The sequence below is a fragment of the Acetobacteroides hydrogenigenes genome, assembly GCF_004340205.1.
Classification (GTDB): domain Bacteria; phylum Bacteroidota; class Bacteroidia; order Bacteroidales; family ZOR0009; genus Acetobacteroides; species Acetobacteroides hydrogenigenes.
In genome coordinates, this window is the sequence record NZ_SLWB01000001.1 from 381,510 (window position 1) to 396,274 (window position 14,765).

Here is a 14,765-nt window from a genome sequence, read left to right on the forward strand (position 1 = left end):
CATTTGTATTGTAAAACTCAAAAAAAACTAAAGACTATGATTGACCCAATCAGCTTCCGTAAGCTAAGCCTAGAAGAGAAGCAAAACTTTACCGACGAGGTATATCCAATGGTAAAAACCTCCTTAGGCGAAAACCCTACTTTTAAACCTTACATAGACCCTATAGGCTCGGTATACACCCGCCTTAAGCAGGCGGCACAAGCGATAAGCCATCCGGAGCTAACCTCCGAGATTAACGAAGGCGACGACCTTCGCGATGGCGGAATCCGATCGCTAAAGAGTACCGCCGATCATAGCGTTAACCGTACCGACCCTGCTTGGTCTACGGCAGGGCAGCGCGTTCTAAACCTCTTCCGCGACTTTGGCAACAACATGGCCGACCTTTCGCTTGCCAAGGAGACTACGGCAATTGACAACTTCCTTGGCGCCATCGACAGCAACCCCGAGCTAAAAAAGGATATAACCACCATTCAGGGCGACATCTGGCTGCAGGATGTTAGAGATGGCCAGCAGAAGGTAAAAAGCGGTATCGCCAAGCGCGACGCCAGCAAGAAGTCAGACGAAGCTGCCGCCTTCGACATCGCCAGGGAGCTGGGGGCGAATATCGATAAGCTTTTCCGCTACATCAATATGAAGATTGAATTCGAACCTACCCCTGAGCTTAAGGCGCTCTCGTTCGAGCTCAACAAGGTTATTGCCCGATACCGCAAGAACGTTAGCCTCCGAGCTACGCTACGCGAAAAAGCCAAGAAAGAGAATACTGACAAAAAATAAGGCATACTGCAGAGAGTGCAGATAAGATCATGTTTTAAAATTTTTATTTGTTGTACTTCACAGGGGCTGTAAAGCCCCTGTTGCTTTTGGCAACACCAGCAGGCCCATCTTACAACACGTAGAAACAAAAAAAACAGCCGGCAGCATCTTCTTTGAAAGGACCTGACAGGTTTCAAAAACCTGTCAGGTCTTCTCGTTGAGAGTTTAAATGATAAAGCCCCGAAGAATGTCAAATTCTCGGGGCTTTACTATTGATGCGCTATTCTATCTATCGTTTTACAATTCTCAGCTTGGCAAACTTCAGCAGCAGCGTTTTGGTGCCTGCCACGGTGAAGGCAACGGTAGCCTTGATCTCGGGGGCCGAGCCTTCCAGCGCCTCTATCTTTCCGAAGCCGAAGCGCTCGTGCTCCACCTCCATGCCAACCTCCAGCTCGCTCATGTCGGCGGGCTCGGTGATGGCGCTTACCGGGTGGTGTTGAGGTGTTGGTGCAACGGTACGCTGCGCCGATATGGTGTTGGCCTTAGGCTTAAAGTGCTGCGTGCTGTAGCTGTTGCCTCCGCTCGATGCCGATGACGACGAACCGCCAAACATGCTATCCTCGTTCCAATCGATGTAGCTGCTATCAATCTCCTTGATGAAGCGGCTGGGAACGCAGCTGGTAATGTTCCCCCACTTGTATCGCGATTGGGCGTACGATATGGTGGCAGTAATCTCTGCACGGGTAACGGCTACGTAGAATAGGCGACGTTCTTCTTCCAAGTCGTCCTGCGATTGGCTCGACATCTGTCCAGGGAAGAGGTTCTCCTCCAAGCCCACCAAAAAGATATGCTTAAACTCCAGCCCCTTTGCCGAGTGTACGGTCATCAGCGAAACCTTGTTCTTATCCTCAGGCTTCTCGCTATCGGCATCAGTAAGCAGGGCTACGTTCTCTAGGAATCGGTCGATGGTGATGGGCAGCGGCTCACCGCTCTCCTTGGCGTTCTCCTCAAACTCCTTGATACCGTTGAACAGCTGCTCAAGGTTCTCAAATCGCGAAACGCCCTCGTTGGTCTTATCCTCCTTCAGGTCCTTAATGATGCCCGCCTGAGTGGCCACCATCAGCGCAAAGTCGTAGGCACTCTCGGTGTAGATGGCCGATTGGAAGCTTTGTATAAGTTGGGCAAACTCGCCCATCTTTTTTATGGCTCCACCTTTGAGTCCAACCTTGTCGAGTGGAGCCTGTGTTGTAATGGTCCAAAGGTTGGTGGCGTTGGCGACAGCAGCCTGCTCCAAGTGGGTGAGGGTGGTATCGCCAATACCACGTGCAGGGTAGTTAACGATGCGCTTAAACGCCTCGTCGTCGTTATGGTTGATGATAAGGCGGAGGTAGGCTACCATATCCTTAATCTCCTTACGCTGGTAGAACGATAGTCCCCCGTAGATCTTGTAGGGAATGTTCTTCTTGCGGAGCGCATCCTCGAAGATACGCGACTGCGCGTTGGTTCTATAGAGGATGGCGAAATCCAGATACTCGCGGTGCTCCCTGTATATAATGTCGGATATCGATCCGGCCACCAAAAAACCTTCTTCCTGATCGGTGTAAGCCTTTAGCACCTTAATTCTTTCGCCTGGATCCTTCGCCGAGAACGACTTCTTCTTAATCTGCTTGCTGTTCTTGGCGATGATGCTGTTGGCCGCATTCACGATGGTTTGCGTCGAGCGGTAGTTCTGCTCCAGCTTAAAGAGCTGGTAGTTGGGGTAGTCGTTTCGGAAGTTGAGGATGTTTTCAATCTTCGCACCACGGAACGAGTAGATACTCTGCGCATCGTCTCCCACCACGCACAGGTTGCCGTGCTGCTCCGAGAGCTTCTTCACGATCAGGTACTGCGCCATGTTGGTATCCTGATACTCGTCCACTAGGATATACTTAAAGATATTCTGGTACTTGTTCAGCACGTCGGGATGGTCGCGGAAGAGCACGTTGGTATTCAGCAGCAGGTCGTCGAAGTCCATGGCCCCCGACAGGTAGCACTTCTGCATGTACTTCTTGTAGATGTCGGCAATGCGCGGACGGCGGTTGGCCGCATCTATCGTAACCAGGCTCGATGTGTTGGCGTAAACGGCAGGCGTTACCAGGTTGTTTTTTGCAAGCGATATGCGGCTGTGCACCTCGTTCACCTTGTACACCTGCTCGTCGAGGTTCATCTCCTTGATGATGGACTTGAGCACGCTGCGCGAGTCGGCCGTGTCGTAGATGGTAAAGGTCGATGGGTAGCCCAGCTTATCGGCCTCGGCCCTTAGGATGCGCGCAAAGATGGAGTGAAAGGTTCCCATCCAAAGGTACTTGGCCTTTTCGCCAACTACCGTTTTGATACGCTCCTTCATTTCGGCAGCCGCCTTGTTGGTAAAGGTGAGCGATAGTACGCTGTGCGGATTCACCCCATCGGCCAACATGTTGGCAATACGGTAGGTGAGCACCCTTGTTTTCCCCGAGCCAGCCCCCGCAATTACCAGCGTTGGACCGTTATAGTTTACGACAGCCTGAAGCTGTACCTCGCTTAATCCTTCTAAAAATTCCTTCGACACGTTACGTTCGTTTACATTAGTCCACAAAGGTATCCACCCCATAAGGTTATACCAAATCATTTAGTAAAATTATCCTTGTTGCATCTTACTGGTCGAAAAAATCTTCTCATTTCACAATCAAAGCAGGTGAATTGAGTAATTTGCGAACTTAAGTTTAAGTACAAATCAAATCTAGAATGAAGTACACCCATATCATATTCGATATTGACGGAACGCTAATTGATACCGAAACCGCAGCCTTGACCTCTCTTCAGGATACTATTTTTGAATTGCAGCATCGAAAGATAGAAATCGAAGATCTGAGATATACCTTCGGAATTCCAAGCGAGGTTACCTTGCGTGAGCTAGGTGTCGGGGATATACAGGCTGGCTGTAGGACATGGAATGATAATATGAAGAAGTACTTTCGTACCATCAGCGTATTCGATGGTATTGAAACTCTCGTTAAGGAGCTAAAGTCGCAGCACTACCGTTTGGGCATTATCACCTCAAAAACTAGAACGGAGTATGAGAACGACTTTCTTCCTTTTGCCTTAGGCGACTACTTCGATACGGTAATCACGGTAGAAGATACCCCACGCCCTAAGCCATCTCCCGATCCTATCCTTAAGTACTTAGAGTTAACAGGTGCAAAAAAGGAGGAGGTTCTTTACATTGGCGATAGCACCTACGATATGCAGTGCGCCCTCGATGCTGATGTCGACTTTGGTCTAGCTCGGTGGGGATGCCATTCTGTAAGGCACATCTATGCCACTCACTACTTTAGCACGCCCAAAGATGTCTCCTACCTTTTAAGCAAGAATACCGATGCCTATTCCGAGATGCCTTGGTTGAGTTGGGCTATGGAGCTACAGTTTATTGCGCAAGCAGGGCTAACCTACTCAAAAGACAGCTTTGATATCGAACGCTTCGAACGGATGCGTGAGATTGCGGCCGAGATCATGAGCCACAAATCGGGCATAACGATGGAGCATGTAAAGAGCATCTTTTGCAACGAGGAAGGTTTTCAAACTCCTAAGCTCGATACCCGTGCCGCCATCTTTCAGAATAGCAAGATTCTGCTTGTGCGCGAAACCAACGGCACCTGGTCGCTCCCTGGCGGCTGGGTCGATGTCAACCAAACCATAAAGACGAACACGGTTAAGGAGGTAAAGGAAGAGGCTGGTCTCGATGTTGTTCCCGTTAGGTTGATTGCCGTTCAGGACCGCAATATGCATAACGTACCGCTGTACGCCTATGGGATATGCAAGGCCTTTGTCCTCTGCGAGGTGGTAGGCGGTACCTTCACCACCAACTGTGAAACCACCCATAGCGGCTACTTTGCCTTAGACGAACTACCTCCCCTTGCGCTGGAAAAGAACAACGAGGAGCAAATTAAGCTCTGCTTCGAAGCCTACCACTCCGGCTCCAGCTGGCAGGTTGTTTTCGACTGATACCCACAACACGGATGACATAATAATATATTATTATTTATTAACTTTTATTATCGTTACATACGTCTAGTTTATACGTCTTATGAGCATAAGTGATGAGAATATTGGTTATACACACTATTATGATTAAATCAACGATTTTAATTATATAACATCACTTTTGCCGACCTTTGCTGTGAAGTGCAGGTCGGTTTCTTTTTACAACAACGCACAAAAAAGGCCAGAGCATCATGCTCCAGCCTTTTAATATTATCTGAAAAGAAATTACTTACGGTAAATCTTTTCGTAACCGTAAATAGCCTCTTCGCCAAGTTCCTCTTCAATACGAAGCAGCTGGTTGTACTTAGCCATACGGTCAGAACGGCTCATCGAACCAGTCTTAATTTGACCAGAGTTGGTAGCAACAGCAATATCTGCAATGGTAGAATCCTCAGTTTCACCCGAACGGTGAGAAGTAACTGAAGTGTAACCTGCACGGTGAGCCATTTCGATAGCATCAAGGGTTTCGGTTAGCGAACCGATTTGGTTTACCTTGATAAGGATTGAGTTAGCACAACCCTCTTCGATACCTCTCTTCAGGAAGTCTACGTTGGTTACAAATAGGTCATCACCTACAAGTTGGCAGCGACCACCAATCTTGTCGGTAAGAATCTTCCAACCTGCCCAGTCATTTTCACCCATACCATCTTCGATAGAGTCGATTGGGTACTTGTTAACTAGTTCCTCTAAGTAAGCAGCTTGCTCTTCTGATGAGAGAACTTTACCGTTTGCTCCTTCGAACTTAGCATAGTTATACTTTCCATCCTTAAAGAACTCAGATGATGCACAGTCAAGTCCAATTGAAACTTGGCCACCTTCGCTCTTACGTCCTGGCTTGTAACCTGCAATTTCAATAGCCTTGATAATCGACTCAAGAGCATCTTCAGTACCGTTAAGGGTTGGAGCGAAACCTCCCTCGTCGCCTACTGCAGTAGAAAGACCACGGTCGTGAAGAACCTTCTTAAGAGCGTGGAATACTTCAGCACCCATACGAAGACCTTCGCGGAATGAAGTAGCTCCAACAGGACGAATCATAAACTCTTGGAATGCGATAGGAGCATCAGAGTGAGAACCTCCGTTGATGATGTTCATCATTGGAACAGGAAGAGTCTTAGCGTTAGTTCCTCCAATATAGCGGTAAAGAGGAAGACCATAGAAGTTTGCAGCAGCCTTAGCAACAGCAAGTGATACACCGAGAATAGCATTAGCACCAAGATTGCTCTTAGTAGTAGTACCATCAAGGGCAATCATTTTCTTATCGATAGCAACCTGCTCGCCAACGAACATGCCTAGAATTTCTGGAGCAATAACCTCGTTAACGTTATGAACTGCCTTTAGTACACCTTTACCTAGGTAGCGACCTTTATCACCATCGCGAAGTTCAAGCGCTTCGTTTTCGCCGGTTGATGCACCAGATGGAACTGCTGCACGACCAAAAGCACCGCTAGCGGTTGTAACTTCTACTTCGATAGTTGGATTACCACGAGAATCCAAAATTTCACGAGCGTGAACGCTAACAATTTGACCCATAGTATTTGTAATTAGTGATGATAGTTGTTATAAAAAAGAGGGAAAAAGGTTTCCCCTTTCCCCTCAAAGATACTCAAAAAATATCGTACTAGCCTTACAGCTACTACTCTTCACCTTCGGTTTTTACTTCCTTAACAGTGTCGGCAGCAGCAGGAGCTGTTTCTGATTTCTTGGTACGGCCACGACGAGTAGTCTTAGCAGCAGCCTTCTTATCTTGAGATGGAGCCTTGGTGTAGGTTTCGTTGTAGTCAACTAGCTCAATGATGCACATTTCTGCAGCATCACCAGGACGGAATCCAACCTTCAAGATACGGGTATAACCACCAGGACGGTTTGCAACCTTCTGAGATACTTCACGGAAAAGTTCAGAAACTGCATACTTATTCTTTAGGTAGCTGAATACCACACGGCGATTGTGAGTTGAATCTTCTTTCGATTTGGTCATAAGAGGTTCAACGTACATCTTCAAAGCCTTCGCCTTAGCCACGGTAGTCGTAATTCTCTTATGAAGAATTAGCGAGCACGCCAAGTTAGATAGAAGCGCCTTGCGGTGTCCGCTCTTTCTACCTAAATGGTTGATTTTTTTGTTATGTCTCATTGTTTAGCTATTCCTTGTCAAGTTTGTACTTAGAAACGTCCATTCCGAATGATATATTCATGGAATCAAGTAGTTCGTCAAGCTCGGTGAGCGACTTCTTGCCGAAGTTACGGAACTTCAGTAGGTCGTTGCGGTGGAATTTAACCAGATCACCTAGTGTCTCAACCTCTGCTGCCTTTAAGCAGTTAAGGGCACGAACAGACAGATCCATGTCAACCAATTTAGTCTTAAGCATTTGGCGCATATGAAGAACCTCTTCATCAAACTCCTCGTTAGTGAATTTTTCATCAGAATCGAGGGTAATCTTCTCATCAGAGAATAGCATAAAGTGGTAAATCAATATTTTAGCCGCTTCCTTAAGAGCCTCCTTTGGTTGGATTGAACCATCGGTGGTTATCTCTAATAATAGTTTCTCGTAGTCAGTCTTCTGCTCTACACGGTAGTTTTCAACTGCAAACTTTACGTTCTTGATTGGAGTATGGATGGAGTCAATAGGTATCAGCCCAAACTCCGCATCAACAGGTTTGTTTTCTTCAGAAGGTACATAACCTCTACCCTTATTAATGGTTAGCTCAATTTGAAGCTTCACATCTGGTTCCATACGGCAGATGAGAAGATCTGGATTAAGCACCTTAAACGAGGTGAGGAAGTTTGAAAGGAAACCAGCCCTGAACTCATTTTGTCCAGAGATGGTAACCGTAACCTTTTCTGAGTCTACACCCTCAGCAATCTTCTTAAAACGAAGCTGCTTTAGGTTAAGGATGATTTTTACAACATCCTCAATAACCCCAGGGATTGCAGAGAATTCATGATCCACACCGGCAATCTTAACAGTAGTAATCGCATAGCCCTCTAGAGACGAAAGTAAAATGCGGCGAAGGGCGTTACCTACGGTAATCCCGTAGCCTGGTTCGAGTGGACGAAATTCAAAGCGTCCGAACGTGTCGGTTGCCTCGAGCATTATTACCTTGTCGGGCTTTTGGAATGCTAGTATTGCCATAGTCGTTGCGTTAGTTACTACTTAGAGTAAAGTTCAACAATGAATTGTTCCTTGATGTTTTCAGGAATTTCACTTCTTTCTGGACGGTTCATAAACTTACCAGTCATCGAAGTTGCATCCCACTCTAACCAAGAATACTTGTTTCTACGTGATTCTACTGAGTTGACAATAACCTCCAGAGACTTTGACTTCTCACGAACACCAACAACGTCCCCAGGACGAAGGATGTACGAAGGAATATTTACCACGTTACCGTTAACGGTAATATGACGGTGGCCAACAAGCTGACGTGCAGCAGCGCGAGTAGGCGCAACACCCATGCGGTAAACCACGTTGTCCAAACGGCTTTCAAGAAGTTGTAGAAGGTTTTCACCCTTTACACCCTTCATGCGAGCAGCTCTTTCGAACAGGTTACGGAATTGCTTTTCCAACAATCCGTAGGTGTATTTTACCTTTTGCTTCTCACGAAGCTGAGCACCATACTCTGATAATTTTTTTCTCTTACGTGCTAAGCCATGTTGTCCAGGAGGGTAGTTTTTCTTTTCGAATGCCCTATCTGGCCCAAAAATAGGCTCTCCAAACTTACGAGCAATTTTTGCGCGTGGTCCAGTATATCTTGCCATTTCTGTACGAATTTTAAAGTTAAGTTAAAATTTTTATCTACGCAATAGGAAATTACACCCTTCTTCTTTTAGGAGGACGACATCCGTTGTGTGGAAGTGGAGTAACGTCAACAATCTCGGTTACTTCAATACCAGCTGCGTGGATAGTACGAATAGCAGATTCACGTCCTGAACCTGGTCCCTTTACGTATGCTTTAACCTTGCGAAGGCCAAGATCGAAAGCAACCTTTGCACAATCAGCAGCAGCAGTTTGAGCTGCATATGGAGTGTTCTTCTTTGACCCTCTGAAACCCATCTTACCTGCAGACGACCAGCTGATCACTTGTCCGTTGTTGTTGGTCAACGATACAATAATGTTGTTGAAGGAAGAGTGAACGTGAAGTTGCCCAAGAGCTTCAACCTTAACAACTCTTTTCTTAACCGAAGCAGTATTTTTCTTTGCCATTGTTTGCTAAGATTATTTAGTTGCTTTTTTCTTGTTTGCCACAGTTTTACGCTTACCCTTACGAGTACGTGCGTTATTCTTGGTGCTTTGTCCACGTAGTGGAAGGCCAAGACGGTGTCTGATACCTCTGTAGCATCCAATATCCATCAATCGCTTGATGTTAAGTTGAACTATTGAGCGAAGTTCTCCTTCAACCTTGATATCTTCTTCGCTGATAATAGAACGGATTGCCCCAACTTGCTCATCGGTCCAAGCATTGACCTTTGTATCGTGGCTGATTCCGGCTTTATCAAGAATTTTTTCGGCGGTGCTTCTTCCAATACCGTAGATGTATGTAAGACCGATAACGCCTCTTTTGTTTTTGGGTAAGTCTACCCCAACAATACGTGCCATAAACGTCTGTTAATTAATTTTAATAATTATCCTTGGCGCATTTTGAACTTAGGGTTCTTTTTGCAGATCACGTATACGCGACCTTTTCTTTTAACGATAACGCAATCCTCACTGCGTTTTTTGACCGAAGCTCTAACTTTCATCGTCTGTCTTTTTTATTTGTACCTAAAAGATATTCTCCCCTTACTCAGGTCGTAGGGAGACATTTCAACACGCACTTTATCTCCAGGGAGGATGCGAATGTAGTGCATTCTCATCTTTCCGGAAATGTGAGCAGTAATAACGTGTCCGTTATCCAACTCGACACGAAACATTGCATTAGACAATGCTTCAATGATTACGCCATCTTTTTCGATTGCAGCTTGCTTTGCCATACTGGTCTTACCTTCTTTTTTCTTCTAAAACTTCTTCGATAAACTTAAAGGTCGAAAGAATATCAGCCTCCCCTTTTCTAATTGCCACTGCTAACTCAAAGTGCGCAGAAGGCTTTCTGTCCGAAGTGCGAATAGTCCAACCATCGCGCTCCATGTAGATTTGCTTTTTGCCTAGATTGATCATTGGCTCAATACATAAAACCATCCCGGTTTGAAGCTTAGGCCCTCTACCACGTGAACCATAGTTCGGTACTTCAGGTTCCTCGTGCATCGATTTGCCCAGCCCATGTCCAACCATCTCTCTCACTACTGAGAACCCATTAGCTTCAGCATGATGTTGTACTGCTGCCGATATGTCACCTACTCTATTACCCTCTATAGCATAGGCAATCCCCTTTAATAAGGATTCCTTGGTAACTTCGAGAAGTTTTTTCACTTCAGGATTTACCTCGCCAACCTCAAAGGTGTATGCGCTATCGCCATAAAATCCTTTATAGTAGGTTCCACAATCAATAGACACGATATCACCTTCCCGTAGTTCATACTTCGAAGGAATACCGTGTACTACAGTATCGTTAACCGATACGCAGAGCGAATTTGGGTAACCTTGGTAACCAAGAAATCCGGGAACAGCACCGTTATCTCGAATATACTGCTCTGCAATCGCATCAAGGGCCAGGGTAGTTACCCCTGGCCTTATATGCTTTGCAACTTCAGCAAGAGTTTTCGACACAAGCAGGTTATTTTCCCTGATGATCTCGATTTCTTCTTCTGTTTTTAAGTTGATCATTTGTTTTAAAGAAACCATTATGCTTTCGCTACTACATTCCAGATCTACCCTTCAAACGTCCGGTTTTCATCAAACCGTCATAGTGACGTAGAAGTAGATGGCTTTCGATCTGCTGAAGAGTGTCAAGGATAACCCCCACTAGAATGAGTAGTGAGGTGCCTCCGAAGAAGTGAGCGAATTGGTTACTTATTCCTATTTTCATTGCAAATGCTGGTAGAATTGCAATGAGCGCCAAGAAAATTGAACCGGGTAGCGTAATCCTCGACATGATAGTGTCTAGATACTCTACGGTCTTCTTACCCGGTTTCACACCTGGAATAAAACCTCCGTTCTTCTTCATATCTTCAGCCATCATTAGCGGGTTAACTGTAATGGCTGTGTAAAAATACGTAAATGCAACAACAAGGATGCCGAAAGTGAAGTTATACCAGAAACCGGTATAGTTCGAGAATGCAATACCAATGCTGCTTGCAATATCAGAGTTAAAGCGAGTGAACATCATTGGAATAAACATGATGGCCTGAGCAAAAATGATCGGCATTACACCTGCTGCATTGATTTTCAGCGGGATATACTGACGAACACCACCATACTGTTTATTTCCAACAATTCTTTTCGCATATTGCACTGGTACTTTGCGAGTTGCTTGTACAAGTGCAATGGTAGCACAAAACACTAAGAATAAAAATACTAGTTCTACAACCAGCATTATGATACCCCCAACAGCATTTGCGCCCAATCGAGATTGAACCTCAGACCAGAATGCAAATGGTAAACGGGCAATAATACCGATCATGATGATTAGAGAGATACCGTTTCCGATACCTTTTTCAGTAATCTTCTCGCCTAGCCACATTACAAACATCGTACCAGCGATAAGTATAAGTGTGGCTTCTATGGTGAAGAAAGCTCCTTTCAGAACAAACGCATCTACAGGAAGTTGTGCATGCAGGTTTGCTATGTATGCAGGACCCTGAACTAGAAGGATCGCTACAGTGAGATAACGGGTGATCTGATTCATCTTTCGACGTCCGCTTTCACCTTCACGCTGTAACTTTTGGAAGTAAGGCACAGCAATAGCTAATAGCTGAACTACGATTGATGCCGAAATGTAGGGCATAATCCCTAGTGCAAAAATGGAAGCGTTGCCAAAAGCACCGCCTGAGAACATATTAAGCAATCCCATAAGCCCACCTGAAGCTTGATTTTGAAGCGCAGCGAGCTCATTTGGATCAATACCGGGAATCACCACAAAACTACCCAACCTGTAAATCACAATTATTCCCAATGTGTATAGAATCCTTTTCTTAAGATCTTCTATCTTAAAGATGTTCCTTAGTGTCTGTAGTAGAGCTTTCATTCGATTACAGTTTTACGGCTTTTCCTTGTTGTGCCTCGATAGCGGCTTCAGCCGACTTCGAGAAAGCGTGAGCATGCACTTCAAGAGCTGCCTTAAGTTCACCGCGTCCAAGAATCTTTACTAGGTCATTCTTAGACGCTAGACCAGCATCAATAATTGTTTGAATATCAATGACAGTACAGCCATTTTTTTCATGTAGCGACTGAAGGGTATCGATATTGATAGCCTTATATTCTACACGGTTGATATTTTTGAAGCCAAACTTTGGCAAACGACGCTGCAAAGGCATCTGTCCTCCCTCGAATCCAATCTTATGCGAGTAGCCTGAGCGCGATTGAGCTCCTTTGTGACCACGTGTAGATGTACCACCGTGACCAGAACCTTGTCCGCGACCAATACGCTTTTCGCTATGAGTTGAACCCTTAGCAGGTTTTAGCTGACTTAAATTCATAGAAGTTCTTTTTTATTTTAAACCTACTACTTTACCTCTTCTACTTTAACAAGGTGGCTAACCGCTTGTATTAAGCCTAGAACGGAAGGCGTTCCTTCGCGCTCTACGCTTTGGTTCATTTTACGGAGACCTAGTGTATCAAGAGTTGCTTTTTGACGCTTGTTCGAACCGATACGGCTACGAACTTGAGTAATCTTCAACATTGCCATAATCTCTACAAAATTAACCGTTAAATACTTTCTTTAGCGATATACCACGAACCTCAGCAACGCTATAAGCATCGCGCATTTCGGTAAGGGCTTGTACGGTAGCCTTTACAAGGTTATGTGGGTTAGAAGACCCCTTACACTTGCAAAGCACGTCATGTACACCAACGCTTTCGAGTACGGCACGCATAGCACCACCGGCCTTTACACCGGTACCCGAAGCTGCAGGCTTCATGAACACGCGAGAACCACCAAACTTAGCCACTTGCTCGTGAGGAATGGTCTTGTTTAGAATTGGAACCTTAACAAGGTTTTTCTTAGCATCTTCGATGCCCTTTGCAATAGCAGCGGTTACCTCGCTGGCTTTACCTAGTCCATAACCAACGATTCCGTTCTCGTTTCCTACAACAACAATTGCAGAAAAACTAAAGGTTCTACCACCCTTGGTTACTTTGGTAACGCGCTGTATGCTCACCAAGCGATCCTTAAGCTCGATATCGCTCGACTTTACTTTTCTTATGTTAGTATTTGCTGACATACGCTTTATTAGAAATTAAGGCCACCTTCACGGGCGGCATCTGCTAACACTTGTACTCTTCCGTGGTAAAGATAACCGTTTCTGTCGAAAACCACAGCGCTAATGCCCTTTGCGATGGCTCTTTCTGCTGCAAGCTTTCCAACAAGCTTAGACACCTCGCTCTTTTGAAGTCCGGTTGCCTTTTCGGCTACTTCTTTATCCATTGAAGAGGCTGAAACCAAAGTAACCCCCTGTAGATCATCGATAATTTGAACGTAGATCTGCTTGTTGCTTCTAAAAACCGTCATACGAGGACGATCAGCTGTTCCGCTTACTCTTTTGCGGATGCGTTGCTTAATGCGTATTCTTCTTTCTAATGTTGATAAAGCCATAACTTTTCTCCTTTAAAATTATTTAGCATTAGCAGACTTTCCAGCTTTTTTACGAAGCTGTTCGCCAACGAACTTAATACCTTTACCTTTATAAGGCTCTGGCTTACGAAGAGATCTGATTTTGGCAGCAACACCACCAATGAGTTGCTTATCGATGCTCTTAAGGGTAAGGATTGGATTACCCTTCTTTTCCGCCTTTGCTTCGGCCTTGATTTCTGGAGGAAGCTGCAAGAAGATATCATGCGAGTATCCAAGGCTGAACTCAAGGATATCGCCTTTTACTTCAACCTTATAACCTACACCCACCAACTCCTGTTGTACGGTGTATCCTTGAGATACACCTACAACCATATTGTTGATAAGAGCGCGGTACAGACCATGCAGAGACCTGTGACGTGGCTGATTAGTAGGACGGGTTACAAGAACCTCATTCCCCTCTATGGCAACCTTAATGTCTGGATCAACCTTTTGCTTAAGTTCTCCAAGAGGGCCTTTTACGCTAACCACGTTATCTGAGCCAACCGTTACGGTTACGCCTTGTGGTAAGTTTACAGGTAATTTTCCTATTCTTGACATTGTGCTAATTGTTTTTTAGTAAACGTAGCAAATTACTTCGCCACCCACTTTTTGTGCTCTTGCTTCCTTATCGGTCATAATACCATTAGAGGTTGAAACGATAGCCACACCTAGGCCATTAAGTACACGTGGCAACTCGCTTACGTTAGAGTACTTACGAAGACCTGGACGTGAAACTCTCTTAATTCCCTTTATTGCAGGAAGGTGAGATTCTGGATGATACTTAAGAGCAATCTTAATGGTGCTCTTAAAATCTTCCTTTATAAACTTGTAGCTAAGGATGTAACCTTGCTCGTGAAGGATCTTGGTGATCGCTTCTTTCATCTTCGAGCCTGGAATCTCAACTACCTTATGGTTCGCCTTCACGGCGTTGCGGATTCTTGTTAAGAAATCTGCTATTGGATCAGTCATCTTGCAAAATATTAAATTACCAACTTGCTTTTTTTACCCCAGGAATCAATCCGTTTGATGCCATCTCACGGAAAGTGATTCTGCTAATACCGAAATCGCGCATATACCCCTTTGGACGACCAGTTAACTGGCAGCGGTTGTGCAGGCGAATTGGATTAGAATTCTTAGGAAGTTTTGCAAGACCAGCATAGTCGCCAGCCTCTTTTAAAGCGGCACGTTTCTCAGCGTATTTGGCTACAAGTTTTGCACGCTTCACTTCACGAGCCTTCATGGATTCCTTTGCCATA

20 protein-coding genes and 1 pseudogene are annotated in these 14,765 nt (G+C 45.2%); 3 read left to right on the forward strand and 18 right to left on the reverse strand.

The window, feature by feature from the left end; genetic code table 11:
* The first annotated feature begins 36 nt into the window (after positions 1-36).
* On the forward strand, positions 37-774 hold the full coding sequence (locus CLV25_RS01380; RefSeq protein WP_131837845.1) for a DUF6261 family protein: 738 nt from the start codon (positions 37-39) through the stop codon (positions 772-774).
* A gap of 268 nt (positions 775-1,042) precedes the next feature.
* Here CLV25_RS01380 and CLV25_RS01385 read toward each other — a convergent pair whose 3' ends face one another.
* Positions 1,043-3,382, reverse strand: coding sequence for an ATP-dependent helicase (locus CLV25_RS01385; protein WP_131838106.1), 2,340 nt, complete (start codon positions 3,380-3,382; stop codon positions 1,043-1,045).
* 134 nt (positions 3,383-3,516) lie between these two features.
* On the opposite strand from CLV25_RS01385, the pseudogene CLV25_RS16030 reads away from it, so the two are divergent.
* Positions 3,517-4,035: pseudogene (locus tag CLV25_RS16030) on the forward strand (HAD family hydrolase); the annotation flags it as partial.
* A gap of 126 nt (positions 4,036-4,161) precedes the next feature.
* A complete protein-coding gene (locus CLV25_RS16035) occupies positions 4,162-4,773 on the forward strand; it encodes an NUDIX hydrolase N-terminal domain-containing protein (protein ID WP_243649585.1) in 612 nt (203 codons plus the stop codon).
* A 264-nt stretch (positions 4,774-5,037) separates the two neighbouring features.
* On the opposite strand, the gene eno is transcribed toward CLV25_RS16035, so the two are convergent.
* The 17 genes from eno to rpsN all read right to left on the reverse strand — a co-directional run bounded on the left by eno (position 5,038) and on the right by rpsN (position 14,764).
* The gene (gene eno / locus CLV25_RS01395; RefSeq protein WP_131837847.1) at positions 5,038-6,342 is read right to left on the reverse strand and encodes a phosphopyruvate hydratase; all 1,305 of its coding nucleotides are present in this window, start codon (positions 6,340-6,342) and stop codon (positions 5,038-5,040) included.
* 103 nt (positions 6,343-6,445) lie between these two features.
* On the reverse strand, positions 6,446-6,940 hold the full coding sequence (gene rplQ, locus CLV25_RS01400) for a 50S ribosomal protein L17 (RefSeq protein ID WP_131837848.1): 495 nt from the start codon (positions 6,938-6,940) through the stop codon (positions 6,446-6,448).
* Between the two features lie 7 nt (positions 6,941-6,947).
* Entirely contained in the window at positions 6,948-7,940 is a 993-nt protein-coding gene (locus tag CLV25_RS01405; protein WP_131837849.1) for a DNA-directed RNA polymerase subunit alpha, read from the reverse strand.
* 17 nt (positions 7,941-7,957) lie between these two features.
* Positions 7,958-8,563 carry a 30S ribosomal protein S4 gene (gene rpsD, locus CLV25_RS01410; protein ID WP_131837850.1) on the reverse strand — a complete coding sequence of 202 codons (606 nt, stop codon included), beginning with the start codon at positions 8,561-8,563 and terminating at the stop codon, positions 7,958-7,960.
* A 52-nt stretch (positions 8,564-8,615) separates the two neighbouring features.
* Positions 8,616-9,008 (reverse strand): 30S ribosomal protein S11, encoded by a 393-nt coding sequence (gene rpsK / locus CLV25_RS01415; protein WP_131837851.1) that lies wholly within the window; start codon positions 9,006-9,008, stop codon positions 8,616-8,618.
* A gap of 12 nt (positions 9,009-9,020) precedes the next feature.
* The gene (gene rpsM, locus CLV25_RS01420) at positions 9,021-9,401 is read right to left on the reverse strand and encodes a 30S ribosomal protein S13 (protein WP_131837852.1); all 381 of its coding nucleotides are present in this window, start codon (positions 9,399-9,401) and stop codon (positions 9,021-9,023) included.
* A gap of 26 nt (positions 9,402-9,427) precedes the next feature.
* Positions 9,428-9,544 (reverse strand): 50S ribosomal protein L36, encoded by a 117-nt coding sequence (gene rpmJ, locus CLV25_RS01425; RefSeq protein WP_081981664.1) that lies wholly within the window; start codon positions 9,542-9,544, stop codon positions 9,428-9,430.
* A gap of 12 nt (positions 9,545-9,556) precedes the next feature.
* Positions 9,557-9,775: a translation initiation factor IF-1 gene (gene infA, locus CLV25_RS01430; protein ID WP_047448221.1), complete on the reverse strand. Its 219-nt coding sequence runs from the start codon at positions 9,773-9,775 to the stop codon at positions 9,557-9,559.
* A gap of 7 nt (positions 9,776-9,782) precedes the next feature.
* Positions 9,783-10,565, reverse strand: coding sequence for a type I methionyl aminopeptidase (gene map, locus CLV25_RS01435; protein ID WP_131837853.1), 783 nt, complete (start codon positions 10,563-10,565; stop codon positions 9,783-9,785).
* 31 nt (positions 10,566-10,596) lie between these two features.
* Positions 10,597-11,925 (reverse strand): preprotein translocase subunit SecY, encoded by a 1,329-nt coding sequence (gene secY, locus CLV25_RS01440; protein WP_131837854.1) that lies wholly within the window; start codon positions 11,923-11,925, stop codon positions 10,597-10,599.
* A 4-nt stretch (positions 11,926-11,929) separates the two neighbouring features.
* Entirely contained in the window at positions 11,930-12,376 is a 447-nt protein-coding gene (rplO, locus tag CLV25_RS01445) for a 50S ribosomal protein L15 (protein ID WP_131837855.1), read from the reverse strand.
* Positions 12,377-12,402: 26 nt separating this feature from the next.
* Complete coding sequence (rpmD, locus tag CLV25_RS01450; protein WP_131837856.1) at positions 12,403-12,585, reverse strand: 50S ribosomal protein L30; 183 nt, start codon at positions 12,583-12,585, stop codon at positions 12,403-12,405.
* A gap of 13 nt (positions 12,586-12,598) precedes the next feature.
* The gene (rpsE, locus tag CLV25_RS01455; RefSeq protein WP_131837857.1) at positions 12,599-13,120 is read right to left on the reverse strand and encodes a 30S ribosomal protein S5; all 522 of its coding nucleotides are present in this window, start codon (positions 13,118-13,120) and stop codon (positions 12,599-12,601) included.
* 8 nt (positions 13,121-13,128) lie between these two features.
* Positions 13,129-13,491: a 50S ribosomal protein L18 gene (gene rplR, locus CLV25_RS01460; protein WP_131837858.1), complete on the reverse strand. Its 363-nt coding sequence runs from the start codon at positions 13,489-13,491 to the stop codon at positions 13,129-13,131.
* Between the two features lie 18 nt (positions 13,492-13,509).
* Positions 13,510-14,067 (reverse strand): 50S ribosomal protein L6, encoded by a 558-nt coding sequence (gene rplF / locus CLV25_RS01465; RefSeq protein WP_131837859.1) that lies wholly within the window; start codon positions 14,065-14,067, stop codon positions 13,510-13,512.
* Positions 14,068-14,082: 15 nt separating this feature from the next.
* Positions 14,083-14,478, reverse strand: a complete 396-nt coding sequence (gene rpsH, locus CLV25_RS01470) for a 30S ribosomal protein S8 (protein WP_131837860.1) — start codon at positions 14,476-14,478, stop codon at positions 14,083-14,085.
* A gap of 16 nt (positions 14,479-14,494) precedes the next feature.
* A complete protein-coding gene (gene rpsN, locus CLV25_RS01475; RefSeq protein WP_131837861.1) occupies positions 14,495-14,764 on the reverse strand; it encodes a 30S ribosomal protein S14 in 270 nt (89 codons plus the stop codon).
* Position 14,765 lies beyond the last annotated feature (1 nt).

Bases quoted from the DNA above. Each gene is read 5' to 3' on its own strand.
- CLV25_RS01380 (WP_131837845.1), top strand. From the start codon at position 37: ATGATTGACCCAATCAGCTTCCGTAAGCTAAGCCTAGAAGAGAAGCAA.
- CLV25_RS01385 (WP_131838106.1), bottom strand. From the start codon at position 3,382: ATGGGGTGGATACCTTTGTGGACTAATGTAAACGAACGTAACGTGTCG.
- CLV25_RS16035 (WP_243649585.1), top strand. From the start codon at position 4,162: ATGCCTTGGTTGAGTTGGGCTATGGAGCTACAGTTTATTGCGCAAGCA.
- eno (WP_131837847.1), bottom strand. From the start codon at position 6,342: ATGGGTCAAATTGTTAGCGTTCACGCTCGTGAAATTTTGGATTCTCGT.
- rplQ (WP_131837848.1), bottom strand. From the start codon at position 6,940: ATGAGACATAACAAAAAAATCAACCATTTAGGTAGAAAGAGCGGACAC.
- CLV25_RS01405 (WP_131837849.1), bottom strand. From the start codon at position 7,940: ATGGCAATACTAGCATTCCAAAAGCCCGACAAGGTAATAATGCTCGAG.
- rpsD (WP_131837850.1), bottom strand. From the start codon at position 8,563: ATGGCAAGATATACTGGACCACGCGCAAAAATTGCTCGTAAGTTTGGA.
- rpsK (WP_131837851.1), bottom strand. From the start codon at position 9,008: ATGGCAAAGAAAAATACTGCTTCGGTTAAGAAAAGAGTTGTTAAGGTT.
- rpsM (WP_131837852.1), bottom strand. From the start codon at position 9,401: ATGGCACGTATTGTTGGGGTAGACTTACCCAAAAACAAAAGAGGCGTT.
- rpmJ (WP_081981664.1), bottom strand. From the start codon at position 9,544: ATGAAAGTTAGAGCTTCGGTCAAAAAACGCAGTGAGGATTGCGTTATC.
- infA (WP_047448221.1), bottom strand. From the start codon at position 9,775: ATGGCAAAGCAAGCTGCAATCGAAAAAGATGGCGTAATCATTGAAGCA.
- map (WP_131837853.1), bottom strand. From the start codon at position 10,565: ATGATCAACTTAAAAACAGAAGAAGAAATCGAGATCATCAGGGAAAAT.
- secY (WP_131837854.1), bottom strand. From the start codon at position 11,925: ATGAAAGCTCTACTACAGACACTAAGGAACATCTTTAAGATAGAAGAT.
- rplO (WP_131837855.1), bottom strand. From the start codon at position 12,376: ATGAATTTAAGTCAGCTAAAACCTGCTAAGGGTTCAACTCATAGCGAA.
- rpmD (WP_131837856.1), bottom strand. From the start codon at position 12,585: ATGGCAATGTTGAAGATTACTCAAGTTCGTAGCCGTATCGGTTCGAAC.
- rpsE (WP_131837857.1), bottom strand. From the start codon at position 13,120: ATGTCAGCAAATACTAACATAAGAAAAGTAAAGTCGAGCGATATCGAG.
- rplR (WP_131837858.1), bottom strand. From the start codon at position 13,491: ATGGCTTTATCAACATTAGAAAGAAGAATACGCATTAAGCAACGCATC.
- rplF (WP_131837859.1), bottom strand. From the start codon at position 14,067: ATGTCAAGAATAGGAAAATTACCTGTAAACTTACCACAAGGCGTAACC.
- rpsH (WP_131837860.1), bottom strand. From the start codon at position 14,478: ATGACTGATCCAATAGCAGATTTCTTAACAAGAATCCGCAACGCCGTG.
- rpsN (WP_131837861.1), bottom strand. From the start codon at position 14,764: ATGGCAAAGGAATCCATGAAGGCTCGTGAAGTGAAGCGTGCAAAACTT.